Genomic DNA, 25,550 nt, shown 5'->3' on the forward strand with positions numbered 1-25,550 from the left:
CCGTGGCCGACCTCCTCGCCGACGTGACCGGCCTGCCCGACGGGTTCACCGTCCGCCCGCTCACCCTCGACGACGCCGATGCCGCCGCCGGGCTGCTCGCGGCGGCCGAGGCCGTCGACGGCACCGGCGAGCACGAGGACGCCGACGACCTCACCGAGTGGTGGGGCAGCGACCTGGTGGACCTGGCCCGCGACGGGCGGGCGGTGGTGACCGCGGAGGGCCGGCTGGCCGGCTGGGCGACGTCGATCGTCTCGCGCGGCGGCCGCGAGGCCCTCCGCATCTGGGCGGAGGGCCGGGTCGCCCCGGAGTTCCGTGGCCGCGGCATCGGCCGCGCGCTGCTGGCCTGGCAGGTGCGCCGCGGCACCGCGCAGCACGCCGAGGTGGCGCCGGCCGGGCTGCCCGGCCGGCTGGTCGTCTCCGTGTGGCCGGCCATGACCTCGCTGGGGTCGCTCCTGCAGCGGACCGGGTTCGAGGTCGAGCGGCTGTTCGCCACCATGGAGCGCCCGCTGACCGACCTGCCCGGGGTGTCCCCGCCGCCCGGTGTGGAGCTGGTCCCTTTCGACGGGAACCGCGACGACGAGGTCCGCCGCGCACACAACGTCGCCTTCGCCGACCACCACGGGTCCACCGAGCGCGACGAGCAGGCGTGGCGGACCTGGTTCACCGGCGTCAAGGCGTTCCGCCCGGACCTGTCGGTGCTGGCCCTCGCCGACGGCGCCGTCACCGGCTACGCGCTGGCCTACGTGTACGACGCCGACACCCGCGCCACCGGCGTCCGCACCTCGCACCTGGGCCAGATCGGCGTGCTGCCCGCGGCCCGCGGTCGAGGGGTGGCCTCGGCGGTCATCGCCGCCGCGCTGGCCGCCGCCGCGGCCGGCGGCTGCGACCGGGCGGCGCTCGACGTCGACACCGAGAACACCACGGGCGCCTTCGCCCTCTACGAGCGCGTCGGCTTCCGCGTCGTCCGCACCTCCCACTCCTGGGCGTACCCGGTCCCGCCGCTCGCCTAGGGTGCCCGCATGGTCAGCGCCGATCAGCCCGCACCCGCCCTCGACCCGGTCCTCGTCGGCCGCGCGTACCGCGCGCTGGCGCCGCTGCACGACCACGTCTACTTCGTGCCCGAGACCGAGCAGCACCTGACGGCGGTCGGCCTGCGCCCGGGCCGGATGGTCTACTTCGCCGGGCGCGCGGCCCCGATGGGCGCCGTCGGCCCGGGCGTGGTGACGGCGACCTTCTCCAACTTCTCCCCGGCGATCGTGGCGCGGCACGTGCCGCGGGCCTGGACGCTGGCCACTCCGGAGCAGGTCGTCGCCGCGCGGTTCGCCGCCGCCCGCGCCTCGCTGACCCGGCTGCTCGGCGGCGAGGAGGCCGCCGCGGCGCCGGAGGTCGGCGAGCTCGGCGACCTGCTGGCCGAGGCGTGCGGCGTGCTGACCGCCGAGGGCCGGCCGCTCTACGCCGGGCACGCCGACCTCGCCTGGCCGGCCGACCCGGTCAGCCGTCTCTGGCACGCGGTCACCCTGCTGCGCGAGTGGCGCGGGGACGGGCACGTGGCCGTGCTGGTGCGACACGGGCTGTCCGGGCTGGAGGCGCTGCTCACCCACACCGCCACCGGCCGCGGCTTCCAGCCCGCCGCCGCCCGGGCGACGCGCGGCTGGACCGACGAGGAGTGGGCCGCGGGCCTGGCCCGGCTGGCCGCGCGCGGGCTGCTCGAGGGCGAGGCGCTCACCGACGCGGGGCGGGCGCTGCGGGCGGAGCTCGAGACCGAGACCGACGCGCTCTCGGCCGCACCGTGGGTCCACCTGGGGCCCGAGCGGACCGGCCGGGTGGTCGAGCTGGGCAAGCGGCTGTCGACCACCGTCGTCGGCAACGGGGCCTACCCCTCCGGCGTCCTCGCCGGCCGGTGAGCGCACGGCTGCCCTCCGCCCCCGACGACGGCCCGGCCGCCGACCTGCTGCGCGCCCGCCGCGGCGGCGTGCTGACCGACCTCGACCGGCTGCTGCTGCACAGCCCGCCGGTGGCCGAGGGGTGGAACGCGCTGGTCGGCGCGCTGCGCGGCGGCACCACGCTGGCCGCCGACCTGCGCGAGCTGGTGGTGCTGCGGGTCGCGGCCCTCGCCGGAGCGGGGTTCCCGTGGGCCGCGCACGAGCCCATCGCCCGCCGCGCGGGGCTCACCGACGGGCAGCTCGAGGCACTGCGGGCCGAGGACGCCGCCGCCGGGCCGGGGTGGACGCCCGTGCAGGCCGCCGTCCTGGCCTTCACCGACGCGTCGGCCCGCGCCGTCGCCGTCCCCGGCGCGGTGTTCGACGCGGTCCGCGCGCACCTCGACGACCGGCAGGTGGTGGAGCTCGCCGTGCTGGTCGGGGCGTACGGGATGGTCGCCCGTTTCCTCGTGGCGCTCGACGTGCCGCCGCCCGGCGGCGAGGTGCCCGGCTGACCGGTCCTCCCTATGGTGTGGGTCACACCATCCGGGGGAGGCGTCATGGCCACGATCGAGCGCCCGGGCCAGCCCGGGCAGCGCACCGACGTCGACGCCGCGTTCCGCGGCTCGGCCACCTACCGCAGCCTGGGCGAGCAGCGGCTCAGCCCGGCCGAGGAGCGCTTCGAGAAGGGACGGCGCACGGTCGGGCTCTTCCTCGCCCCGGTCGTGACGATCGTCTTCGCGCTGCTGCCGCTGAACCTGCCGCGCGACCAGCACCTGCTCGCCGCGATCCTGCTCGGCGTCATCGTCCTGTGGATCACCGAGCCCGTGCCGATCCCGGTCGGCGGCCTCATCGGCGTCGGGGCGATCGTCGTCCTCGGGGTGGTGCCGGCGGACGACGCCGTCGCCCCGTTCGGGTCGACGACGGTGTTCACCTTCATCGGCGCGTTCATCCTCGCCGCGGCGATGCTCAAGCACGGCGTCGCCCGGCGCTTCGCGATGGCCATCCTGTCCATGAAGTGGGTCGGCGGCTCGACCGCGCGGGTGGTCATCGCCTTCGGGCTGATCACCGCGCTGCTGTCGGCGTTCGTCTCCAACACCGCCACCGTCGCGATGCTGCTGCCCACGGCCATCGGCATCCTGTCGGTGATCGCCAAGCTGCTGCAGGACAAGGAGCTGGTGGCACCCGACTTCGACCCGCTGCGGCTGCGGGTGGGCGTCGCGCTGATGCTGATGCTGGCCTACGGCGCGAGCGTCGGCGGCCTGATCACCCCGGTCGGCACCCCGCCGAACCTGATCGGCCGCGGGCTGATCGAGGAGGCCACGGGGGAGCGGATCGGGTTCCTGCAGTGGATGCTCATGGCGCTGCCGATCTGCGCGCTGATGTTCGTGGCGCTGGCCGTCGTCCTGCTGCTGCTCAACCGGCCGGAGATCAAGCGGATCGAGGGCGTGCACGAGTACGTACAGGCCGAGCGCGCCGAGCTCGGCCCGGTCTCGCGCGCGGAGCGGAACACGCTGGTCGCCTTCGGCATCACCGTGGCGCTGTGGATCACCCCGGGCGTCATCGCGCTGACCGCCGGCACCGACTCCGACGTCTACACGACGGTCAGCGACCGGATCGACGAGGGCATCGTCGCCGTCCTGGGGGCGTCGCTGCTGTTCCTGCTGCCCACCGACTGGAAGCGGCGGGAGTTCACCCTCAACTGGTCCGACGCCGCGAAGATCGACTGGGGCACGATCCTGCTGTTCGGCACCGGGATCATCTTCGGCTCGCTGCTGGCCGACACCGGGCTGGCCGAGACCATCGGCAACGCCTCGGCCGACACCCTCGGGCTGACCAGCACCTTTGCGATCACGGTGTTCGCGGTGATCCTCGCGATCATCATCTCGGAGACCACGTCGAACACCGCGTCCGCGGCGGTCGTCGTGCCGATCATCATCCCGGTGGCGGTGGCCGCGGGCATCAACCCGTTCGTGCCCGCGCTGGCGGCGACCTTCGCGGCGTCGTTCGGGTTCATGCTGCCGGTGTCCACGCCGCAGAACGCCATCGTCTACGGGTCCGGCGTCGTCCCGATCACCAAGATGATCCGCTCGGGCATCTCCTTCGACGTCCTGGGCGCGCTGCTGATCGTCCTCCTGCTGCCGCTGATGGTCGGCCTGGTCCTGGACGTGTGACCGGACGCCTGGCCGGGGGGTGAACGGAGGGGGAAGTCATCCCCTCGGGCGGGCGGGCCCGTCGGGAGTCGTGTCACGATGGACGACGGCCGTACGCAGGGAGGCCACCGACGGGAGGGAGGGCGAGCGCATGCGCAGCGAACCGCCCAGTCCCAGTCCCGAGGCCCTCCTCACCACCTGATCTCCCGGCCGCCGCGCGCGCCGGGGTGCCGGTGCGTGGAGGGCCGCTGCTGAGTCCTGTCACCCAGCGTCCTCCGGGAGCCCCGCCATGGCCGACCGCCGCCTCGCGCCCCTCACCGCCCTGTCCACCCTGGGCCGCCGCCCGCGCCCGCCGGTGCTGCGTCCCGCCCCGCCCGTCCCGCCGGCGCCCGTGGAGCCGGTGCGCCCGTCGCGGCTGGTGGACAACGCCGTGTACGCCGGTGGCCGGCGCATCGCCACGCCGCCGTCGGCGGAGGAGAGCCACGACTGGCTGACCGAGGGCTTCGACGACCGCATGGTGTGGCTGGGCCTCTACCGGCCCGAGCCGGCCGAGCTGGGGGAGCTCGCCGAGCAGTACGGGCTGCCCGAGCTGGCCGTCGAGGACGCCATCCAGGCCCACCAGCGGCCGAAGTTCGAGCGCTACGGCGACACGCTGTTCGTCGTCCTCAAGGCCGCCCGGTACCTCGACGCGGCCGAGGAGGTGGAGTTCGGCGAGCTGCACCTGTTCCTCGGGCGGCAGTTCGCGATCACCGTGCGGCACGCGGAGTCGCCCGACCTCGCCCGGGTGCGGCGGCGGCTGGAGAGCGAGCCGGCGCTGCTGGCCAAGGGCAGCGAGGCGGTGCTGTACGCGATCCTCGACGCCGTCGTCGACGGGTACTCGCCGGTGGTCGCGGGCCTGGCCAACGACATCGACGAGATCGAGACCGAGGTCTTCCGCGGGGACCCCGGTGTCTCGCGGCGCATCTACGAGCTCTCCCAGGAGGTGCTGGAGTTCCAGCGGGCCGCCCGGCCGCTGACCGGCATCCTCGCCGCGATCACCGCGGGGTTCGACAAGTACGGCGTCGACGAGGACCTGCGCAGCTACCTGCGCGACGTCGCCGACCACGTCACCCAGGTCAACGAGCGGATCGAGGCCTTCCGGCTGCAGCTGCGGGACATCCTCACCGTGAACGCGACGCTGGTGGCGCAGCGGCAGAACGACGAGATCCGCGAGCTCACCGAGGCCTCGATCGCCCAGGGCGAGGAGGTCAAGAAGATCTCCGCGTGGGCGGCCATCCTGTTCGCCCCGACGCTGGTGGGCACGGTGTACGGGATGAACTTCCAGGAGATCCCCGAGCTGACGTGGCACCTGGGCTATCCCTTCGCCCTGGTGCTGATGCTCGGGGTGAGCGTGACCCTGTACGCGGTGTTCAAGCGCCGCGACTGGATCTGACGCGCTCGTGTTGATCATCGGATGCGTGCACGACGACACGCCGTCGTGCGGCGTGTCGAGTGGCACCCATCCGATGATCAACGCGCCGTGGCGCCGGGGGAACAACCCGGTGGCGGTCCCGGTTACGATGGGTGCACAACTGCACAGGGGGTGAATGGTCTCGACTGCGGTCGGGTGACCAGGGGAAGCGAGCCGAGGAAGCCGACGATGAGCTCGTTAACCACGCGTCGGAAAACACACAAGCGCCGACAACAGTCAGCGCGCGTTCGCCCTCGCTGCCTGATCAGCGAGTGTGACGCTGTCAGCCCGGGTTCCGTCATCGGCCCGGAGTCTGGCATCAGCTAGATGACTCACCGTGCGTGCCGGTCGCGGGCGTGCACGGGACACCTCACAGCGACTGGGCCCGTCATCCCGACGTGTTCGTACGATCGGGAGGGCCGAGCAGAGACAGAGCGGACTGCGCTCGGAGAAGCCCTGGTGATGCGTCGCAGGACGCGGGTTCGATTCCCGCCACCTCCACCCCACCCCGGGGTGCTGGCGACAGGCCGGCACCCTGGTTGGCGAGAAGCCGGGGCCACCGCGACCAGCGGTGGCCCCGGCTTTCGTCGTCCATGGGCCCAGCGTCTCGGCCGTGTCGGTATCCGGTGTCGGCCGGGGGCGGCAGTATCGACTCCTGTCAGGGGATGGGGAGCGCTCTGCGGCCCAACGCGTTGAGGGCCCGCACGGTCACCGCGTCGATCTCACCCATGGCCTTGATCGCACGTAGGAGACCGGCCTCGGCGTAGAACGCCGTCAGTGGCGAGGTCAGGTCTCGGTAGACCTCCAGGCGGCGGCGCACCGTCTCGGGCTTGTCGTCCTCGCGCATGGTCCACTGGCCGTCGACCAGCATGCGGCGGCCGGAGAGGCGACGGACGACCTCGGCCTCGTCGACCACGAGCTCGAGGACGTGGTCGAGTCGGTGCCCTTGGTGAGCAAGCGCCTCGTCCAGGCGTTCGGCCTGCGGGATCGTGCGCGGGAAGCCGTCCAGGAGGAAGCCGCGGGCGGCATCAGGCTCTGCGAGCCGGGCCGAGACCATGGCGACCGTGATCTCGTCGGGGACGAGGTCGCCGGCGTCCATGAACACCTTGGCCTGTCGGCCGAGATCCGTGCCGCCGCTGACGTTGGCGCGGAAGATGTCGCCGGTGGAGATCGCCGGGACACCCAGTTCTCGGGCGATGATCTGAGCTTGGGTGCCCTTGCCGGCACCGGGCGGTCCGAGCAGCACGACGCGCATCAGTGCCTCATTCCGTCGCCGGACCGGCCGGCACGACACCGGTTCCGATCACGTAGGTGCGGGTGTTGGTGAACTCGAGCGCCCCGGCTTCGCCCAGTTCGCGGCCGTAGCCGCTGCGCTTGGTCCCGCCGAACGGCAGGCGGGGGTCAGAGGCGACGACGGCGTTGACGAACAGCGCACCCGACGTGATGCGCCGGCCCACGGCCAGGGCCCGCTGCGGGGCGCTGCTCCACACGCTGGCCGCCAGCCCGTACCGGGTGGCGTTGGCGACGCGGACCGCCTCGTCGTCATCGGAGACGGTGACGACGGCGGCCACCGGACCGAAGGTCTCCTCGGCCATGACCGGCATGTCGGGCGTGACGTCGGTGACCACCGTCGGGGCGAACCAGGCGCCCTCGCGGTCGAGCCGCTGGCCACCGACGAGCACGCTCGCCCCGGCCGCGACCGACTCGCGGACCTGCCGTTCGAGGCCGTCGAGCAGGTCGGCGCGGGCCATCGGGCCGATGGTGGTGGCCGGATCGGTCGGGTCACCGACGCGGAGGTCGGCGACGGCGGCCGCGAACCGGCGGCTGAACTCCTCGGCCACGGCCCGGTGGACGACGAACCGCTTGGCCGCGAGGCAGCTCTGCCCGGAGTTGATGAAGCGGCTCTTGACCGCGCCGGCGACAGCGGCGTCGAGGTCCGCGTCGTCGAGGACCACGAAGGGGTCGGAGCCGCCGAGCTCCAGGAGGCTCTTCTTGATGACCCGTCCGGCGGTGGCGGCGACCGCGGAGCCGGCGCGCTCGCTGCCGGTGAGGCTCACGGCGGCGATCCGGTCGTCCTCGAGCAGCGCCTGGCTGACCGCAGGGACGTCCTCCTCGGCGACGACGATGCTCCGGAACGCGTTCTCCGGCAGCCCGGCGTCGCGGAAGACCTGCTCGACGGCCAGCGCGCAGCCGGTCACGTTGGGGGAGTGCTTGAGGATGGCCGTGTTGCCGGCCAGCAGGGTCGGTGCGGCGAACCGCAGCACCTGCCAGAACGGGAAGTTCCAGGGCATCACGGCGAGGACGACGCCGAGGGGCTCGTGCGCCACCCAGCTGCGCTGGTCGCCCGTGTCGACGTCTCTCGGCGCGAGGGCGGCCGGCCCGTGGTCGGCGTAGAAGTCGCATGCCGTGGCGGACTTCTCCACCTCGGCGCGCGCCTCGGCGATCGGCTTGCCCATCTCAGCAGTCATCAGGGCGGCGAGCTCGTCGGCCTGCTTGCGGAGCTGAGCGCCGATCGATCGGACGACCTCGGCCCGCTGCTCGACTGGGGTCCCGGTCCACGCGGCTTGCGCCTCAGTGACGGATGCCAGGACGGACAGGGCCTCGCCGACGTCCGAACCGGGGTAGCTGGTCAGGGTCTCGCCGGTGGCCGGGTTGACCGTGGTGACGGTGGAAGGCACGGGGGCTCCTCGGTGCGGGTCAGCGGCGGTTGCCGAGCCGGCCGATGGCCCAGCCCAGGACGAAGACGTCAGCGAGAACCAGGGCGGCGGCCAGCCGACGGCGGACCGTCGGCGAGATGCCCAGCAGGGCGAACGCGTCGAGCTCGGCGGCGGCCGGAGCCGTCACCGCCGGCCGAGCGGCCACCGGGACGGGAGACGTCGCCGCTGCGGCCTGCGTCGGCGTCGAGGGCGCAGCGGCGGGAGCGCCTTCGTCCGAGGTGAGGAGCGTGGCGAGGTTGCCGGCGAACTGAGCGACGATCTTGTTGGCGACGTCGTTCATCACCCCGCGGCCGAACTGGGCCGGCTTGCCGGTGATGTTCACGTCCGTGGTCGTGGCGACGGTGGTGGTGCCGGCGTCCTCGGTCAGCCGCGCGGTCACCGTGGCGCTGGCCGAGCCGTTGCCCTTGGCGTCCTTGCCGGAGCCCTCGATGACGACCGTGCGCGTCTCCGGGTCGACGTCGACGAAGCGTGCCGTCCCCCGGTAGCTCAGGCCGATGGGCCCGAGCTTGATCTTGACGTTGCCGGTGAAGCTGTCGCCGTCGACGGACTCGAGGCTGGCCCCGGGCATGCAGGGCGCGATGCGCTCGGGGTCGTTGAGGGCCTTCCACGCGGTCTCGATGGGCACGGGGACGGCGAAGGTCTGGGTGAGTTCCATGTGTCTGCTCTCGAGTCGTCGTGCCGGGTGTCCGGCGTCAGGTGCGGTCGATGGCGAAGGTGCTGACCCGCAGGGATCGGTCGGAGAGGACGGCGTACTCCAGGCCGCCCACCCAGGGCGGCTCCCCGGGGTCGTCGCCGAGGTGGGCCAGCGCGCAGGCGCGCAGGACGGGGGAGTGCGTGACCGCGACGGTGAGCCCACCGGAGGGGCCGCCCGGGTCGGCCAGGCTGCCGGCGAAGGCGTCGATGCGGCGGGCGAGGGTCGTCGCGTCGTCACCGGGGACGTCCGGTAGCCGCAGCCACCAGCCGATCCGGTCGGGGTGGTCGAAGAAGTCGGCGAAGAACGGGTTCGTCGCCGCCTCGTCCTCGGCCATCCCGGGGACCTGCTCGGCCAGCGCGGCGGCGCTGCTGACCATGTCGACCCGTTCCCCTGCCACGTAGATGTCGGGATTGCGCAGGGCGAACGCGACGCGGGGCCCCTCGACGTCCGCCCCTCCGCTCCGGGCGCCCTCGGCCACGGCATCGGCGGTCTGCCGCGTACGCAAGGTGCCGCCGGTCAGGACGCGGAAGGCGGCGTGCTCCTTGCCGAGTTCGCGGCCGACCTCGCGGGCGATCTCCACCCCGGTGGCGGTGAGCGGGACGTCACCGCGGTGGGAGGCGATCTCGCTGTGGCGCACCAGCAGGAGCCGGTGCGCCACGGCGACGTCCGTGCCGGTCGGCTCAGACATCGATCGTTTCGTACGTCTTGACGCTGCGCTCGGCCAGGTACTCGATGACGTAGCCGAACACGTTCTCCTGGAAGTGCGGCGTGTTCTTGTGGTCCTCGTAGGCCTGGGCGTCGACGTACTGCTCGTAGAGGAAGAAGGTCTCCGGGTCCTCGGGGTTGACCTGTGCCTGGTAGAAGACGTTCCCCGGCTCGGCGCGCGACAGGGGCGTCATCTTCTTGATCACGTCGGTGACGCGCTTGGCCTCTCCGGGCTTGGCCTTCCACGTGGCTGCGACGACGAATGCCATGTCAGTGGTCCTTCCGGTTGGGTGTTCCGACGGTGTTGCGCAGGACGCCGATGGGTCCGGCCTCCATCTCGATGACGTCGCCGGGCTGCAGCCAGCGGTCCAGCTCCAGGCCCGAGCCCCCGGTGGCAGTGCCCGAGCCGAGCACCTCGCCGGGGAGGAGGGTCTGGTCCTGGGCGGCGTAGGCGATGAGGTCACCGAAGCCGTGGTGCATGGCCGCGGTGGTGTCGCCGCCCCAGCGCTCGCCGTTGACGCGGACTTCCAGCTCGAGCGTGGCGAGGTCGATCTCGTCCGGGGTGGCGATGCACGGGCCGAGGACGTTCGAGCCGTCCCACTCCTTGGCCTTGGCCGGCCCCATCCCGACCGGCAGCTCGCGCCGCTGGACGTCGCGGGCGGACATGTCGTTCCAGATCGTGAAGCCGAAGACGTAGTCCAGCGCCTCGGCGGCGGTGACGTCCCTGCACGGCCTGCCGATCACCGCGGCGAGCTCGAGCTCGTGGTCGAGCAGCTCGGTGTACGACGGCCAGGTCAGCTCGGTGTCCGGGCCGGTGACCGTGCTGCCGACGCTGCGATAGAAGGCCGGCACCTCGTACCACTCGGCGGGGATGTCGCGGCCGAGGTTCTTGAACGCGTTCTTCAGATGCCCCTCGAAGGCGAGGAAGTCCCGGAAGGACCGGGGTTGCAGCGGCGCGAGCAGGCGAGCGTCCGGCGCCGGACGCTCTGTGCCGATCGGGGCGCCGGCCTCGATGAACGCGATCATGTCGCCGTCGAAGCCGACGTCGAGGACGGTGTCGCCGTCCAGGCGTCCCACCCGGCCGGTGCCGTCGGGAGCTGCGTAGGTCACGTACCTCACGAGCCGACCTCCTGGACCGCGTCGATGATCTTGACGTAGCAGCCGCAGCGGCACAGGTTGCCGCCGAGGGCCTCGGCGATCCGCTCGCGGGACGGGCAGGTGCCGCTGCCGGCGCACTCGCCGAGGAAGGCCTTCGAGGTGAGCACCATGCCGGGGATGCAGTAGCCGCACTGGAAGGCGTGGTGCCGGTCGAAGGCCTGGACCACCGGGTCGTCGTCGGGCAGCCCCTCGACGGTGGTGATCGCGCGGCCCTGTGCGAGCGGGGCGAGCATGATGCACGACGAGATGGGCTGGCCGTCCACCAGCACGGTGCAGGCGCCGCACAGGCCGACACCGCAGGTGCCGCGCGCGCCGAGCAGGCCGAGTTGGTCGCGGAGGACCTCCAGCAGCATCACGCCCTCGTCGACCTCGAGGTCGACCGGGGCGCCGTTGATCTGCAGGGTGATGTTCACGCGTCCTCCTCGCTGGCGCTCGTCGCACGCGCGAACACCGTTGCTCTGTTCTCTGGTGACCTCGCACGCTCGGTCACGCGGGCTCCTTCGCGCAGGCCAGCACCCGTTCGGGGGTGAGGGGCAGCCGGGTGGGGGAGTAGCCGTGGCTGGCGAGCGCGTTGCCGATGGCCGGCGGGACGGGGGGCAGGGCGGTCTCGCCGAGGCCGTGCACCTCGGCCCCCTCGAGCTCGAGGATGGTCTGGGTGATCGGCGAGCAGTCGAGGGCGGAGGGGATGTTGTAGTCGGAGAGGTTGGGGCCGACGACCTGCCCCTCGTCGAAGGTCATCTCCTCGAACAGCGTGGTGCCGAGGGCCATGATCATCGAGCCCTCTTGCTGGAGCTCGGCCGCCGCCTTGTTGACCACACGGCCCGCGTAGGAGGAGGCGTGCAGTCGGCGGAGGGTGAGGACGCCGGTCTCCTCGTCCACCTCGACCTGGGCTGACGCAGCGCCCTGGTGCCAGTGGGAGGACGCCACGCCCTGGCCGGTGTCGAGGTCCAGGCCGCCCTCGTTGGCGATGCGCCCGTGCCCGTGGTCGGTGCCGTTGTCCTTGAGGTCGGCGACGGCGGCCTCGAGTGCGCGGCTCATCATGTGCGTCGAACGGCTCGACGTCGTCCGGGTGTCGTACGGCACGCGGTCGGTGTCCGGCGGCGGCACGTCGACCTGGTCCGCTTCCACACCGAGCAGCTCGGCGGCGAGCTGAGCGATGGCCCTGGCCGAGCCCTGGCCCATCTCGGTGGTGGCGCTGAGCACCTCGTACCGGTCCGGGCCCACCCGGCGGATGCCGACCTCGGCCTTGCTCGGGGTCTGCATCCCCTTGAGCATCACGGCGATGCCCTTGCCGGGGTTGGGTCCGCCGGGCCGCCAGTCGACCGCGCGCGCGGCGTCGTCGAGCAGCTCCTCGAAGTGGACGTCGTGCATGGTCTCGCCGGTGCAGTACACGTCGCCGTCGACGAGGACGTTCCTGCGCCGCAGCTCCACGGGGTCCATGCCGAGCCGCTCGGCCATCAGGTCGGTGACGCGCTCGGAGGCCCACACCGACTGGGTGGCTCCGTACCCGCGGTAGGCGCCGGCGGGCGGGAGGTTCGTGTAGATGCAGTAGGAGTCGACGGCGACGGCGTCGAAGCGGTACGGGCCCACACCGGCGTAGCCCATCTTCATCGCGACGCCGGGCCCGCAGTCGGCGTAGGCGCCGGTGTTGACCCAGCACCACACGCGCTTGGCGACGAACCGGCCGTCGCGGGTGGCACCGAGCCGGATCCGCACGGTGGCCGCGTGCCGGGTGATGGTGACGAACTCCTCGTCCCGGTCCAGCACCAGGCGCACAGGGCGGTTCACGCGCTGCGCGGCGGCGGCGGCGATGGCCTCGGTCCGGACGAAGGTCTTCGCGCCGAACGAGCCGCCCATGGGTGGGACGACGACGCGGACGTCGGACTCCGGGACGCCGAACAGCACAGCGAGGTCCTGGCGCATGTTGAACGGCGTCTGGGTGCCGGTGGTCAGCTCGAGCCGGCCGTCGGTCCAGGTGGCGATGCAGGCGTGCGGCTCCATCGGCACGTGCTGCACCGCCGGCATGTAGAAGGTCTCGTCGACGATCACCTCGGCGGCCGAGAAGCCCTCCGCGGCGTCGTCGGGCTCGGGGTCGGCGCTGTAGGGCTCGCCCTGGGGGATGCCGTTGGTGCGGATCCGGAAGCGGTGGCAGATGTTCGTGCCCTCCAGCGGCCGCATGCCGAAGTAGGCGGAGTCGCTGGAGCTGACCGGGATGGTCTCGTGCACCAACGGCGTGCCGGGGCGGAGCGCCTCGCGTTCGTCGAAGACGGCCGGCAGCTCCTCGTAGCTGACGTCGACGAGCGCGGCGGCGGCGCGCGCCGAGGCCTCGTCGGGCGCGATGACGACAGCGACCGGGTCACCGATGTGCCGCGCGGTGCCGGCCAGGATGTGCTGGTCGCGGATCTGCGCGCCGTAGCGCCCCAGGCCCTCGACGTCGGCCGGGGTCAGGACGACGACCCCCTCGGGGACCATCGACGTGTCCACGTCGGTGACCCGAGCCGAGGCGTAGGCGGAGCGCACGACTCGTGCGTGCCACATCCCGGGAACCGTCAGGTCGACGGGGTAGCGCAGCTGGGCGCGGATGCGGGGGTCGGTCATGCCGCTGCCTTCCGTGAGGTCAGGGCCGCCGGTGTGAGGTCCTCCAGGGCGCGGCGGACCTCGACGGCGATGGCGCGGGTGCGGTAGGCGGCCGACCCGCGGTTGTCGCTGATCGGTTCGATGCGCTCGGCGTAGCCATCGGCGACCGACCGGACGCTGGCGTCCTGGCCCGGCACCCAGGTGGCGCAGAGGTCGGGGAAGAACTGCGGACGCCCGGAGACCGCGCCCACGACGACGGACACCGTCCCGTCGTGCAGCGCCGCGGCGACCGCCACGCTGGGCCGGTCCTCCTGGCTGCGGGTGCGCAGCTTGCGGTAGGTGGTGTGGTGCCGCCCGCGGGGGACGAGCACCCGGGTGATGAGCTCGTCCTCGGCGAGGCTGGTCTCGTAGTGGTCGAGGATCAGGTCGGCCACGGGGATGCGGCGCAGCCCCCGGACGCTGAGCGCCTCGACCCATGCCCCGCAGGCGACCAGCATGGCGGGCGGGTCGGAGGCGTAGTCGGCGTCGCCGAGGACGCCGCCGATGGTCGCCGCGTTGCGGACACGGGGGCTGGCCACGACGGCGAACACCTGGCGCAGTCCCGGCCATCCGGTGGCCACGTCGGGGTGCAGCTCGATCTGCCGGTGGGTCACCATCGCCCCGAGAGCCAGCTCGGCGCTGGTGTTCATGTGCCGCAGCTCGCGGATGTTCTGCAGCGAGATCCACTCGTCGCTGTCGAGCAACCCCTGCCGGGTGAGGATGCCGACGAAGGTGCCTCCGGCCACCACGGTGGCATCGGGGTGGGCCGCCTTGAGTTCCACCGCCTCGGCGACTGTGCGAGGCGCCATCCAGGTCACGTGTGCTCCCTGTTCGTGGTTCGTGTGCTCGACGGGCATGGCTCCGCCGGGGAGCACGGCGACTCGGGCCGCCGTGCCCCCGGCGAGCCGTGGCTCAGACGGTCGTGATCGGCCGGGACTGCAACAGGTACAGGTCGCCGGCCTCGTCGAAGGCCCACTCGATGTCCTGGGGGACACCGTGCAGCTCGGCGAGCTTCTGCCCCATCTGGGCCAGGGCGACGCACTCCTCGTCGGTGAGCACCGGCTCGGCGTCCACCACCTTGGACTTCTTCACCGCCCCCTGGCGGGACAGCGTGTAGTTGTCCGGGGTGACCTCGCCGGAGACGACGGCCTCGCCCAGTCCGCGGGCGGCCTCGACCACCATGCGGTCCCTGCGGCCGTGCACCGGGTCCACGGTGAACATGACGCCGGACTTCTGGCTGTCGATCATCTGCTGGACGACGACGGCCATCGCGACGTCCTCCAGCGACCCCTTCTCCTGGCGGTAGAAGACGGCGCGGTCGGTGAAGAAGGACAGCCAGCACTCGACGACGTCGTGCAGCACCGCCTCGAGACCGTCGGTGTTGAGGAAGGTCTCCTGCTGGCCGGCGTAGCTGGCGCCCTCGGAGTCCTCGGCACAGGCCGACGACCGGACGGCGACCAGACCCTGCAGCTTGGCGTACTCGCGTTCGATCAGCTCGCGCGGAGGCTTCGCCGCGGCGACGAGGGATCTCGCGGCCTCGACGTCCTTGCGGCGCATCGCCTCCCGCAGGGCCTCCTCGTCCACGGCGGCCGCGAAGGCTGCCGAGGTGATGACGAAGCCGGGCGGGACCGGCAGCTCCTCGGCGGTCATGGTGGCCAGGCTGGCGCCCTTGCCGCCGGTCAGCTCCACCACCTGGCAGCGGGGGTCACTGAACGGCAGCACGAGCGGCTGGTCGTGCGTGGACACGGCGGATCGCTCCTCGGCGGTCGGGGGCGGCAGGATCGCGGTCATCGGGCTCACCTTCAGAGGGCCTGGGAGGACGCGGCCGGGACATCGGCCACGATCTCGACGCGGCCGGTGGAGCCGTTGACCCGGACGCGGTCCCCGGTCTTGATGCGCCGGGTGGCGTCCGAGGTCCCGACGACCGCGGGGATCCCGAACTCGCGGGACACGACAGCCGGGTGCGAGGCCATGCCGCCGGCATCGGTGACCAGGCCGGAGATCTTGGTGAACAGCACGACCCAGGCCGGGCTGGTCATCCGGCAGACGATGATCTCGTCGCGCTGCACCTCGCTGAACTGCTCCGGGGAGAGCACGACCCGCGCGGTCCCCTCGACGACGCCCGCGGAGGCCGGGAGGCCCGGGATCTCGCCGGCGTGCGAGGGCGCGGGTCGCTCCAGCTTCTCGGGGAAGGCCCACAGCGAGAGGTAGGGGAACGCCACGGCCTCCTTGGTGGCCGTGCCGACCCAGTCGCGCGGACGCAGCTCGTAGGCGTCCTCGCGGGCATCGCGACGGTCCCCGACCAGCTCCCGGGCGTCGAACGAGTTGGTGTCGGCCATGAGGCGACGCAGCTCGTTGTACTTGAGGTACATGACGTCCTCGGGGTCGTCGAGCTTGCCGTCCGCGACCAGCTTGTTGCCGATGGCGATGAGCACCAGCCGGACCCGGGCGTTGGTGCCCTGGTCGATGTAGAAGTGGTGGTCCGGGGTGAGCGGGTTCATCCGCAGGCTCAGGTCGAGCGCGCGCTCCAGCTCGTCGCGTGCGGGGCCGGGTTCCACGCCGACGAAGACCTCGGCCTTCGCCTTCTCCAGGTCCTCGGCCACGGCCTTGAGCTCGGAGGGGTAGTCGTAGTCGGACTCGAGGTAGCCGCGGACCGCCTCGACGATCGGGGCCGGGTTCTCCCGCCAGGTCTTGAAGGAGAACTCGTGGGCGTACATCGACTTGAAGCCGAAGGTCTTCTGGTAGGGCTCGATGTGCTCGGCGAGGAACGCGCGGCCCTCGTCGGTGCCCTCCAGCGCGCGGATCACGTCACCGGCGGTGGGGCGGGTGAACGCCTTGGCGACCTCGCCCTGCTCCTTCTTGACCCACTCCTTGGTCTTCCACAGCTCCTCGATGGAGTCCCAGTTGCGGTTCTCGGTGGAGCTCTGCAGCCGCCCCATCAGCGCCGAGTGGTCGCCCTCGCCCTTGGCCGCCGCGATGGCGGCGTTGAGCGCGAGGGTGGAGGAGAACTGGGCGAAGTTGAGCACCCAGTGGATCTGCCAGTGCCGGTCGTGCATGTCGATCGCGTCCTCGAGGAGGATCGCGAGCTCGACCAGGCTCGCGGCGTCGTAGTCGTACTCGTCGAACCGGACGAAGTTGCGCTCCATCTCCGGGCGGAGCCGGTCGCGCCACCAGCCGAGGAAGTTCTCGGCGTAGTAGGGGAGCGTCCAACCCATGTAGCCGCCGAGCTCGGCCGGGTCCTGCGGGTCCAGCGGGACGCGGGGCGTGTAGCGGGCGCCGTACTCCGACGCCTCCGCCGACAGGCCCGGCGTCGCCGGGATCGCGGCGGTGTAGACGTAGCCGTTGACGATCTTGGAGATCCAGTCGGAGGCGAACGGGGTACCGAAGCGCCGGAACATGTAGTCGCACTTGAGCCACCAGCCGCCGATGTCGGCGTACATGGGGGAGACGGGGTTCGGGATGTGCAGGTCGTCGTGCACCCAGAACAGTTCCTGCTGGCCGGCCTCCCACTGCACCGGGAACTCGTCGTCCCCGAAGAAGGTCGCCAAGACGTTGTCGTCGCTCATGCCCACTCCGGTTGGGGGTCAGGGGGTCGGTGGGGGGCCGTACTGAGGGCGCTGCCTCGGAGGCAGGCGGTCGAACTATCGATAATCTGGCAGAGCGATGTGACGCCCGTCAACCCCGCAGCACGGATTTGCGTGACTGGCGCCTCAAGTTACGGCGCTGGCCGCTCGATGACCGTGGTTGACAGCACAGTCACGGGCCGTAGTATCGATAATCAGACGGGCCCCGGGTGCGGTCCTGACCGAGGGAGAACGCGTGGATCGGCCACTTCGGCGCAACGGCGTCCTGCGCGACCAGATCAAGGATCTGATCGTCGAGCGCATCCTCGACGGCACGTACGGACCCGGGGAGCGCGTCAAGGAGAGCGTGCTCGCTGCCGAGTTCGGCGTCAGCCAAGCACCGGTGCGAGAGGCGCTGCGGGATCTCGAGGCGATGCGGTTCATCGAGTCGCAGCCGCACAAGGGCGCCCGCGTCCGCGAGATGACCGTGGATGAACTCGGCCAGATCTACCCGGTACGGGCCGCCCTGGAAGAGGTCGCCGGCCGGGAGGCCGCGACCCGGATCACCCCGGACCACCTGGACGCTCTGCAGGATGAGCTGACCGGTATGCGCGAGGCCGCCGACGCCGGCGACCTGCACGCGCTACTGGTCCACGACACCCGCTTCCACGAGATCATCGTCGAGGCCTCGGGCAACCAGGTTCTCCTCGAGGTGTGGCGCTCCCTGCGGGTCGAGGCCAGGACCGTGGTCAGCGTGCTGCGCGGCCACTCCGACCTGCATGCCATCGCCGAGCTCCACCGCCCCGTCCTGATGGCCGTCCAGTACCGCGACCCGGACCTGGCCGGCAAGGAGATGCGCGCGCACATCGAGTTCTTCGGCGCGTCCCTGCTGAACCGCGCAACCGCCGCTCGGGACAACTGACCCCGTCCCACGCCCCCTCCGTCCGCACCGACCGAGCCCCCCGGAGACTTGGATGCAGCAGCTCAACGACCGCGTGTTCACCGAGACCAAGGTGCGGGGGTGCAACCCCAGCTTCGTGGTGACCTCGGCCGGCCCGGTCGTCATCGACACTCCGCAGCTGCCGACGCGGGCCGTGGAGATGCGCCGGTTCGTGGAGACCTTCGGCGAGGTCCAGTACCTGGTCAACACCGAGCACCACGTCGACCACATCTTCGGCAACTGGTACTTCCGCGGGGCCGGCACGGTCGTGAACCACAAGGGGCTCTACGACAACTTCATGACCGTGTACCCCGAACTCGACCCGTTCGAGTACGCCCGCGAGGCCCTGCCCACTGACGACCCCGACGGGATCGCGCTCTTCCCGGACCGGGACGAGTACTACGCGGACCCCAACAAGGGCCAGATCGTCTTCACCGGGGACCTCTCCCTGCGGGTCGGGGACCACGACTTCCACCTGCTGCACACGCCTGGTCACACCCCCGGACAGCTCGCGGTCTACGTGCCGCAGGAGCGGATGGTCTTCACCGGCGACAGCGTCTTCTGCGAGTGCCAGACCTGGCTGATGACCAGTGACGTCGACCAGTGGCTTGCCTCCCTGGAGATCATCCGGGCCCTCGACGTCGACACCGTCGTGCCCGGGCACGGGCCGGTCACCGATCTCTCGTACGTGGACCGTCAGCGCGCCGCCCTGCTCAGCTGGAAGGCGGCCGTTGCGGAGGCCGTGGCGGCGGGTTGGAACAAGGAGGAGACGCAGGCGCGGGTGAAGTTCCCGAAGCTGGGGCCCGTCGACATCGGCCAGGAGTACATGCTGGACTACGTCGAGACGCTCAACGCCGGCTCACTGTTCGACAAGTTCAGCGCCCGTCAGGAGGCGCCGATCCCTCCCCGCAGCAGCTGAGCGGCGATCCATGTCCGGTTGGCACGGCAAGGGCGCGACAGCGGCTGGCGGAGCGGAACCGGTGAAGGCCTCGCTCGAGGATCGCGTGTTGGCGACATGGGGAGGCGAGGCGGCCTTCGTGTGGCCGCTGTCGACTGAGGCCGGACGCAGCAGATGAGCTGGCCGGGTGGCCTAGGCGTCGGCTCGGGCGTCCGCCACGACGGTGAACCACTGGGTCACGTTGGGTCCTGACTCCAGATCCTGGAGCACCGCGCGCTTGTCGAGAAACGCCGGATCGTCATGCCAGGCCTTCCAGTCCTCGCGGCTGTTCCAGGTCCCGACGATGACTCGTGACCGAGGCTCGTCTCCAGGGATCAACAGCTGGCCAGACACCCAGCCTGGCCGGCGTTGCGCGGATTCGAACCGCTCGCGCATCGCTGCATCCCACTGGTCCTCGGACCCAGCGCGCAGTCTGCTGGTCGTCAGGACCGTCATCATCGTCTGCTCCCTCGCCGAGTGCTCGCCCTGCCGATCTTCGCGTGTCCGTGCGTCGGCCGGGGACGGCATCTGTGCCGGGACCCACGCTCGCACGGCGCCCGGGCGTCCGGTGCGGCGCGGACCGCACGGGGCGTGACGGCATTCTCCGTGGTGAGGCCGCCTGCACCCGGCCAGGTGCAGCCCAGTCAGCCGGGATGCGGGTCCAGCCGGTACAGCGGTGTCCCGCGTTCCTCGGCGTAGGCGATCGCCTCCGAGTCCGAGGACGCTGTGCGAACTCGGCGCAGTTCGTGTGCGGACTCGGCGCAGGGCTCGGGAACAGGGCTCTTGAGCTGCGGGTCTGCACTCCGCCAAGATCCCATCCCACCCCGAGGTCTTCGCAGATCCCGCGCAGATGCCGGGCGGCCGCGGGTCTCCGCCGCGGGGACGGCACAGGTGCTCGGCGTCGACGGCTCCGCCTCCGTCGTCAGGTCCGCGGGAGCGCGGCCGGGATCCTCCGCCCGCGGAGCCGCCCGGGTCCTGGCATCCTCTGTCCAACGGCGCGACGTCGACCGGTGCTCCTGACCTTCGCCGGTTCGGCGGCTCACGACGCAGGAGGTCGCATGAGCACGACGGCGGGGCGAGCGACGGGGCAGCCTGACCAGGAGCGCCGTCGGGGCGCCTTCAGCAACAGGCGGGTCTTCATCCTGGCGGCGATCGGCTCGGCGGTCGGGCTGGGCAACATCTGGCGGTTCCCGTACGTCGCCTACGAGAACGGCGGCGGTGCCTTCGTGGTGCCCTACCTGGTCGCACTCCTGACGGCGGGCATCCCGTTCCTCCTGCTCGACTATGCGATCGGCCACCGCCACCGCGGCTCCGCGCCGCTCTCCTTCGCCCGGCTGCGCCGTGGCACCGAGGGCCTCGGCTGGTGGCAGGTCGGCATCTGCTTCGTCATCGCCATCTACTACGCAGCGGTCATCGCCTGGGCGCTGCGGTACACCCTCTTCTCCCTCGACGAGGCGTGGGGCGCAGACCCCGAGGGGTTCTTCTTCGGGGAGTTCCTCCGGGCCGGAGACGTCGAGGTCACCGCCGACGTGGTGCCCGGGGTGCTCGTGCCGCTCCTGCTCGTCTGGCTGGCCGTCCTCGTGATCATGGCCCTGGGCGTCCAGCGCGGGATCGGTGCGACCTCGCTGGTCTTCATCCCGGTCCTGGTGCTCGCCTTCGCCGTCCTGGTGGTCCAGGCGCTGTTCCTGCCGGGCGCCGCTGCCGGCCTCGACGCGCTGTTCACTCCCGACTGGTCGGCACTCGCCTCGGCTCCCGTCTGGGCCGCCGCGTTCGGCCAGATCTTCTTCTCGCTGTCGATCGGCTTCGGCATCATGATCACGTACGCCTCGTACGTCGGCCGTCGCGAGGACATGATCGGCTCCGGCCTCGTCGTCGGCTTCTCGAACTCCGGCTTCGAGCTGCTCGCCGGCATCGGCGTGTTCGCCGCCCTGGGCTTCATGGCCCAGGCCGGCGGGGTCGCGGTCGGCGAGGTCGCCAGCGACGGGATCGGGCTGGCCTTCATCGCCTTCCCGACGATCATCAGCGAGGCCCCGGCCGGCGCGCTCCTCGGCGTACTGTTCTACGGCTCGCTGGTCATCGCCGGCATCACCTCGCTGGTCAGCGTGATCGAGGTCGTGATCTCCGCCGTCCGTGACAAGCTCGACACCAGCCGTCTCACCGCGACCCTCGCGGTCGGCGTTCCCGCCGCTGTGCTGAGCCTGGTGCTGTTCAGCACCACGAGCGGCATCTACGTGCTCGACGTCGTGGACCACTTCGTCAACCAGTACGGCATCCTGGTCGTGGCGCTGATCAGCATGCTGATCGTCGCCTGGGTGCTGCGGGCCCTGGGCAGCCTCGGCGACCACCTCAACGTCCACGGCCGTCCCCGGGTCGGCACGGGCTGGCGCGTGCTGACGAGCCTCGTCGCCCCGGTGGGCCTGGGGGTCGTGCTCGTCCTCGCGCTGCGCGACGACCTCGCCGCGCCCTACGAGGACTACCCCACCTGGCTCCTGCTGGTCTTCGGCTGGCTGCTGGTCCTGGCGCTGCCGCTGGTCGGCTTCCTCCTCGCCCGGCTGCCGTGGCGCGCCGGGACCCACCTCGACGGGCCGCCACCCGGCTCTGATCCGGCGGCGCCGCTGCACGCGACGTCCGCGGCTGATCCGGCCCGCCGCGACCGCCCGGTGACCGGGCACGACGAAGGAGGCATCCGGTGAGCGCGGCCGCGATCGTCATGATGGTGGTGGCGATGGTCGTCATCTGGGGCGGCCTCGCACTCGCCATCGCCAGCCTGGTGCGTCACGGCGCCGTCGAGGACCGCGCCGATGTCGTGCGCCGGGACCGCTGACCTCCCGTCGCGTCCGCACGGTGCCCGGGGTCAGCCGGCGCCGGTGGTCCCTCCACGACCTGACCCCGGCCCCACTGCTGGCCGACGTCCCGGGTCCACGCGGACCGGCGCAGGGCCCTCGACGGCGCCACTGCCGTGCTACGACACCACCCGCGCACCCCGACGGCGGTGGAGGAGGAGACGTTCCGGCGAGGGCCGACGAGGTGCTGACCGCCCACCACCGCGTGCCGGGCGGACTCCTGCGGGGACCCGCCGGGACCACCGGCGAGCAGGTCGCGGCACGCCGGGCCTGACCGTGGAACCGTCGGTCCGGCCACGGATGCTGGTCCGAAGCGTCTCGCTCCGCGAGAGTGGCGGCTGTCACCACCCGCCGAGACGAGGAGTGCCCGTGATCGAGAACCCCTTCTACACACCCGAGGTGCAGGGCGCCTACCGCATGCACTCCCTGGGCGGCTTCGACCTGGAGGAGGGCGGGCACATCCCCGACCTGCAGATGGCCTACGCCACCTACGGCGAGCTCAACGCGGCGAAGGACAACGCGGTCCTCATCCCCACCTGGTTCAGCGGCACCCACGCCACCTGGGAGATGGTCTACATCGGTCCCGGCCGCGCGCTGGACCCCAGCCGCTGGTTCATCGTGGTGGTCAACCAGATCGGCAACGGGCTGTGCACCTCACCGCACAACGCCGACGGCGACATCGCGATGTCGGGCTTCCCGCACGTCCGCATCGGCGACGACGTCCGCGCGCAGCAGCAGCTGGCCGCGGAGCTGTTCGGCATCGAGCGGTGGGCGCTGGTCGTCGGCGGCTCGATGGGCGCGCAGCAGACCTACGAGTGGGCGGTGCGGTTCCCCGAGCAGGTGCTGCGGGCCGCGCCCATCGCCGGCACCGCGCAGAACACCCCGCACGACTTCCTGTTCACCCAGACCCTGATGGACGCCATCACCTCCGACCCCGGGTGGAACGGCGGGGAGTACCGCTCGCACACCGAGGTCGCCGACGGGCTGCGCCGGCACGCCGACATCTGGGCGGTGCTGGGCCTGTCGACCGAGTTCTGGAAGACCGAGTACTGGCGGCAGATCGAGCTGCCCGACGTCACCTGGTCGACGTTCGAGGAGTTCCAGGACCGCTTCGTCCGGGCGACCTTCCAGGCCATGGACCCCAACGCGCTGCTGAGCATGGCCTGGAAGTGGCAGCGCGGCGACGTCACCCGCCACACCGACGGGGACCTCGCCGCGGCGCTGGGCCGGATCACCGCGAGGACCTTCGTCATGCCGATCGACGAGGACATGTTCTTCCCCGTCCGCGACTGCGCCGCCGAGCAGGCACTCATCGCCGGCAGCGAACTGCGGGTGCTGCCCAGCATCGCCGGCCACTTCGGGCTGTTCGGCTTCGAGAAGACCTACCTCGACGAGGTCGACCGCAACCTCTCCGAGCTGCTCGACACCCCGGTCTGACCCGCGGCGGGCGGCTCCCCGCCGGAGCCCGCCCCAGCGACGACCGGTGGCCGAGCGTCCGTCCGGAGCCCGCACCGCCCTGCCGGACCCCGGCCGCCGGGTGACGCACCTGCGGTCGGCGGACCCCTCGGACGGCTGTGTGCGCGGCGCACATCCCCGGCGTCGCCGCTTGTGGGATGGGCACGTGGTGCATCGCAGCCGGCCACCCCAGCATGTGATCCGACCCACCGTGTCGTCCGCGTCCTCGACGGCTCGTCGTCGAGGACGCGGACGGCCGACGGCCGGACGAGGGAGTCCCAGTGTCACAGCGCAGGCGCACCACCTCCATCACACTCGGCGTCGCGGCGGCGCTCGCGCTGCAGGCAGCACCGGCCGCAGCCGCACCGGGAGGTCCGGGCGCAGGCCCTCGGCCGTGCGCGGCCGGTGACACGGTCGAGGTCCCCGGCGCCGAGCACAGCGTGACCGCCTGCCTGCCCGACCTGACCACGTCCGGCCTGCAGCAGGCGCCCCCCGGCCAGTACACCGACGCCGCGGACTGGACGGGCCTGCACGTGCCCGGCACGCCGAACCCGACCGGTGTGCCGGGGTTGCAGATCGACGGCTACTTCCCCGACACGTCCACCTCCAACACCCTCCACGGGTGGAACCACGACAGCCAGTTCGTCCTCCGCATCCCGGACGACTGGAACGGCGGCCTCGTGGTGACCGGCGCACCCGGCACCCGCAAGCAGTACGCCTCCGACTTCCTCGTCTCGGACTTCGTGCTGGCCCAGGGCTTCGCCTACGCCTCGACGGACAAGGGCAACAACGGCGTCGACTTCTACCGGGACGGCGTCGCGCCCGGGGACGCCGTCATGGAGTGGCACGAGCGGGTGACCGAGCTCGCGGTCGCGGCCAAGACCGCCCTCCGCCAGCACCTCGGCAGGGCGCCGGAACGGACCTACATGGCCGGCATCAGCAACGGCGGCTACCTCGTGCGGTGGCAGCTGGAGAACCGGGCGCACCTCTACGACGGCGGCGTCGACTGGGAGGGCACCCTCTTCACCCCCGACGGGCCCAACCTCTTCACCTACCTGCCGACCGCGGTGCGCTACACCCTGGGTCAGGCGACCGCCGAGGAGATGTACGCCGCCGGTTTCGCGCGCGGCTCCGAGCCGCTGTGGGACTACCACGAGCAGGTCTACTGGGGCCTGACGCAGAAGACCTACCGGGCCGAGTTCGACCCCTCCTACGACCCCGCCTGCCCCGGGCCGACGGCCGGCACGAGCCTGCCCGCCATCCTGGCTCCGTGCCCGAGCGACGCCACCTACGACGCCTGGTTCGCCGACCCCCGGTCCGGGGCGGTGCACGACGCGCTCGCCCGGATCAGCCTGACAGGGAAGATCAAGAAGCCGCTGCTCACCCTGCACGGGACGCTCGACACCCTGCTGCCGATCGCCACCGACAGCGACGTCTACGCCGGGATGGTCGCGGACCGGAGCCGGGACCGGCTGCACCGGTACTACCGCATCGAGGGCGGCAACCACGTCGACAGCCTGGTGACTCTCGACCCGCAGCACCTGCGGCCGATGCTGCCCTGCTTCCGCACGGCCTTCGACGCGCTCACGGGCTGGGTGGAGGAGGGGGTCCAGCCGCCGGCCGGCACGACGGTCCCGCGTCCGGCCGGGGTGGGCGCGACCGACCCGGCGCTGCGGGACTCCTGCTCACTGGGCTGAGCCGCCCCGTCGCCGTCGCGGGGGCCCCGGTGCGGACGCCGTCCGTGCCAGGGGCCCTCCGCCTCGCGGCTCGTCCCGCTCCCCGTCGCAGGTGAGAGGACGGCGAGGAGCACGACGTCGCCGGTGTGCACGGCCATCGCTCGGAGGCGGCTCGCGGCTGCGGGCGTGGCACGACCTGCTGGCCGAACGCGCGGGCTGGCTGCCTCCTCACGGCGTCACCCAGTGCCTGACACGACGCGCGCCGGTCCCGGTCCTGCTCGCTGAGCCGCCACCACGACGAGGCGCCGGCGCCGGCGCCGACCCGGCGGCGGACCCCGCGCCGACGAGGACGGGCTCGTGACAGCCGCTCCCGCAGGGAACGGCCGCTGCGGGTGCCGTTCCTGCCCGCTGACCACCGGCGAGCGTGCGTCGGCGGCCTCCGGTCCGGTGCTCGTGGCCTCCGACGGCTCGCCCGGGGCCTAGCGCACCGCCGCCGCGTCCGCAGCCCTCCTCCCCGGCTGGGAGCTCGTGCGGGTCACCGTGGACGGCCACGGGGAGCCGGTCCCGGCCGGCACGGTCCGGCTGCCCGACCTGGGCCGGTCGGAAGCGCCCGCGCCGTCGCGGCCACCCTCGCCGAGTACGCGGCCGACCGGGGCGCCGCCGTCATCGCCGTCGGCTCCCGGGGCCGGTCGGCCGGCCGGGAGCTCCTGCTCGGCAGCGTGGC

The 25,550-nt window shown here is 72.2% G+C and carries 23 protein-coding genes, 1 other RNA gene and 1 pseudogene; 13 read left to right on the forward strand and 12 right to left on the reverse strand.

The window, feature by feature from the left end; all coding sequences use genetic code 11:
* Positions 1-2: 2 nt before the first annotated feature.
* From ACI79O_RS07155 to ssrA, 6 genes are all read left to right on the forward strand, one after another.
* Positions 3-1,010: a GNAT family N-acetyltransferase gene (locus ACI79O_RS07155; RefSeq protein ID WP_456913676.1), complete on the forward strand. Its 1,008-nt coding sequence runs from the start codon at positions 3-5 to the stop codon at positions 1,008-1,010.
* 9 nt (positions 1,011-1,019) lie between these two features.
* Positions 1,020-1,904, forward strand: a complete 885-nt coding sequence (locus ACI79O_RS07160; RefSeq protein WP_456913677.1) for an SCO6745 family protein — start codon at positions 1,020-1,022, stop codon at positions 1,902-1,904.
* The gene (locus ACI79O_RS07165) at positions 1,901-2,434 is read left to right on the forward strand and encodes a carboxymuconolactone decarboxylase family protein (RefSeq protein ID WP_456888328.1); all 534 of its coding nucleotides are present in this window, start codon (positions 1,901-1,903) and stop codon (positions 2,432-2,434) included. The genes ACI79O_RS07160 and ACI79O_RS07165 overlap by 4 nt, the downstream gene beginning before the upstream one ends.
* Before the next feature lie 45 nt (positions 2,435-2,479).
* Positions 2,480-4,093 carry an SLC13 family permease gene (locus ACI79O_RS07170; RefSeq protein WP_456913678.1) on the forward strand — a complete coding sequence of 538 codons (1,614 nt, stop codon included), beginning with the start codon at positions 2,480-2,482 and terminating at the stop codon, positions 4,091-4,093.
* Positions 4,094-4,361: 268 nt separating this feature from the next.
* A complete protein-coding gene (locus ACI79O_RS07175; RefSeq protein WP_456873985.1) occupies positions 4,362-5,504 on the forward strand; it encodes a magnesium and cobalt transport protein CorA in 1,143 nt (380 codons plus the stop codon).
* A 146-nt stretch (positions 5,505-5,650) separates the two neighbouring features.
* Positions 5,651-6,026: a transfer-messenger RNA gene (gene ssrA, locus ACI79O_RS07180) on the forward strand.
* 154 nt (positions 6,027-6,180) lie between these two features.
* Here ssrA and ACI79O_RS07185 read toward each other — a convergent pair.
* The 11 genes from ACI79O_RS07185 to ACI79O_RS07235 form a co-directional block, all read right to left on the reverse strand.
* Positions 6,181-6,777 carry an adenylate kinase gene (locus ACI79O_RS07185; RefSeq protein WP_456888324.1) on the reverse strand — a complete coding sequence of 199 codons (597 nt, stop codon included), beginning with the start codon at positions 6,775-6,777 and terminating at the stop codon, positions 6,181-6,183.
* Between the two features lie 7 nt (positions 6,778-6,784).
* Positions 6,785-8,200: an NAD-dependent succinate-semialdehyde dehydrogenase gene (locus tag ACI79O_RS07190; protein ID WP_456913679.1), complete on the reverse strand. Its 1,416-nt coding sequence runs from the start codon at positions 8,198-8,200 to the stop codon at positions 6,785-6,787.
* Positions 8,201-8,219: 19 nt separating this feature from the next.
* On the reverse strand, positions 8,220-8,894 hold the full coding sequence (locus ACI79O_RS07195; RefSeq protein WP_456888320.1) for an SRPBCC domain-containing protein: 675 nt from the start codon (positions 8,892-8,894) through the stop codon (positions 8,220-8,222).
* Between the two features lie 37 nt (positions 8,895-8,931).
* On the reverse strand, positions 8,932-9,621 hold the full coding sequence (locus ACI79O_RS07200; protein ID WP_456913680.1) for a histidine phosphatase family protein: 690 nt from the start codon (positions 9,619-9,621) through the stop codon (positions 8,932-8,934).
* Positions 9,614-9,907, reverse strand: a complete 294-nt coding sequence (locus tag ACI79O_RS07205; RefSeq protein ID WP_456888316.1) for a putative quinol monooxygenase — start codon at positions 9,905-9,907, stop codon at positions 9,614-9,616. The genes ACI79O_RS07200 and ACI79O_RS07205 overlap by 8 nt, the downstream gene beginning before the upstream one ends.
* Before the next feature lies 1 nt (position 9,908).
* Complete coding sequence (locus ACI79O_RS07210; RefSeq protein ID WP_456888314.1) at positions 9,909-10,757, reverse strand: fumarylacetoacetate hydrolase family protein; 849 nt, start codon at positions 10,755-10,757, stop codon at positions 9,909-9,911.
* Positions 10,754-11,209 carry a (2Fe-2S)-binding protein gene (locus ACI79O_RS07215; RefSeq protein WP_456888313.1) on the reverse strand — a complete coding sequence of 152 codons (456 nt, stop codon included), beginning with the start codon at positions 11,207-11,209 and terminating at the stop codon, positions 10,754-10,756. The genes ACI79O_RS07210 and ACI79O_RS07215 overlap by 4 nt, the downstream gene beginning before the upstream one ends.
* A 73-nt stretch (positions 11,210-11,282) precedes the next feature.
* Positions 11,283-13,394 carry a xanthine dehydrogenase family protein molybdopterin-binding subunit gene (locus tag ACI79O_RS07220; protein WP_456888311.1) on the reverse strand — a complete coding sequence of 704 codons (2,112 nt, stop codon included), beginning with the start codon at positions 13,392-13,394 and terminating at the stop codon, positions 11,283-11,285.
* Complete coding sequence (locus ACI79O_RS07225; protein WP_456888582.1) at positions 13,391-14,221, reverse strand: FAD binding domain-containing protein; 831 nt, start codon at positions 14,219-14,221, stop codon at positions 13,391-13,393. The genes ACI79O_RS07220 and ACI79O_RS07225 overlap by 4 nt, the downstream gene beginning before the upstream one ends.
* Before the next feature lie 103 nt (positions 14,222-14,324).
* The gene (locus ACI79O_RS07230; protein ID WP_456888310.1) at positions 14,325-15,203 is read right to left on the reverse strand and encodes a PEP/pyruvate-binding domain-containing protein; all 879 of its coding nucleotides are present in this window, start codon (positions 15,201-15,203) and stop codon (positions 14,325-14,327) included.
* An 11-nt stretch (positions 15,204-15,214) separates the two neighbouring features.
* Positions 15,215-16,978, reverse strand: coding sequence for a PEP-utilizing enzyme (locus ACI79O_RS07235; protein WP_456913681.1), 1,764 nt, complete (start codon positions 16,976-16,978; stop codon positions 15,215-15,217).
* Between the two features lie 253 nt (positions 16,979-17,231).
* On the opposite strand from ACI79O_RS07235, the gene ACI79O_RS07240 reads away from it, so the two are divergent.
* Complete coding sequence (locus ACI79O_RS07240; RefSeq protein WP_456913682.1) at positions 17,232-17,897, forward strand: GntR family transcriptional regulator; 666 nt, start codon at positions 17,232-17,234, stop codon at positions 17,895-17,897.
* A gap of 52 nt (positions 17,898-17,949) precedes the next feature.
* Complete coding sequence (locus ACI79O_RS07245) at positions 17,950-18,834, forward strand: MBL fold metallo-hydrolase (protein ID WP_456913683.1); 885 nt, start codon at positions 17,950-17,952, stop codon at positions 18,832-18,834.
* A 171-nt stretch (positions 18,835-19,005) separates the two neighbouring features.
* Here ACI79O_RS07245 and ACI79O_RS07250 read toward each other — a convergent pair whose 3' ends face one another.
* Positions 19,006-19,311, reverse strand: coding sequence for an antibiotic biosynthesis monooxygenase family protein (locus ACI79O_RS07250; protein ID WP_456913684.1), 306 nt, complete (start codon positions 19,309-19,311; stop codon positions 19,006-19,008).
* A gap of 599 nt (positions 19,312-19,910) precedes the next feature.
* On the opposite strand from ACI79O_RS07250, the gene ACI79O_RS07255 reads away from it, so the two are divergent.
* From ACI79O_RS07255 to ACI79O_RS07275, 5 genes and pseudogenes are all read left to right on the forward strand, one after another.
* Complete coding sequence (locus ACI79O_RS07255; RefSeq protein WP_456913685.1) at positions 19,911-21,545, forward strand: sodium-dependent transporter; 1,635 nt, start codon at positions 19,911-19,913, stop codon at positions 21,543-21,545.
* Positions 21,542-21,676, forward strand: coding sequence for a methionine/alanine import family NSS transporter small subunit (locus ACI79O_RS07260; RefSeq protein WP_456877722.1), 135 nt, complete (start codon positions 21,542-21,544; stop codon positions 21,674-21,676). Before ACI79O_RS07255 ends, ACI79O_RS07260 begins: the two co-directional genes overlap by 4 nt.
* A gap of 388 nt (positions 21,677-22,064) precedes the next feature.
* Positions 22,065-23,132 (forward strand): alpha/beta fold hydrolase, encoded by a 1,068-nt coding sequence (locus ACI79O_RS07265; RefSeq protein WP_456888300.1) that lies wholly within the window; start codon positions 22,065-22,067, stop codon positions 23,130-23,132.
* A gap of 458 nt (positions 23,133-23,590) precedes the next feature.
* Complete coding sequence (locus ACI79O_RS07270) at positions 23,591-24,847, forward strand: tannase/feruloyl esterase family alpha/beta hydrolase (RefSeq protein WP_456913686.1); 1,257 nt, start codon at positions 23,591-23,593, stop codon at positions 24,845-24,847.
* A 371-nt stretch (positions 24,848-25,218) separates the two neighbouring features.
* Positions 25,219-25,548: pseudogene (locus ACI79O_RS07275) on the forward strand (universal stress protein); the annotation flags it as partial.
* Positions 25,549-25,550 lie beyond the last annotated feature (2 nt).

The sequence above is a fragment of the Geodermatophilus sp. SYSU D00696 genome, from assembly GCF_054050235.1.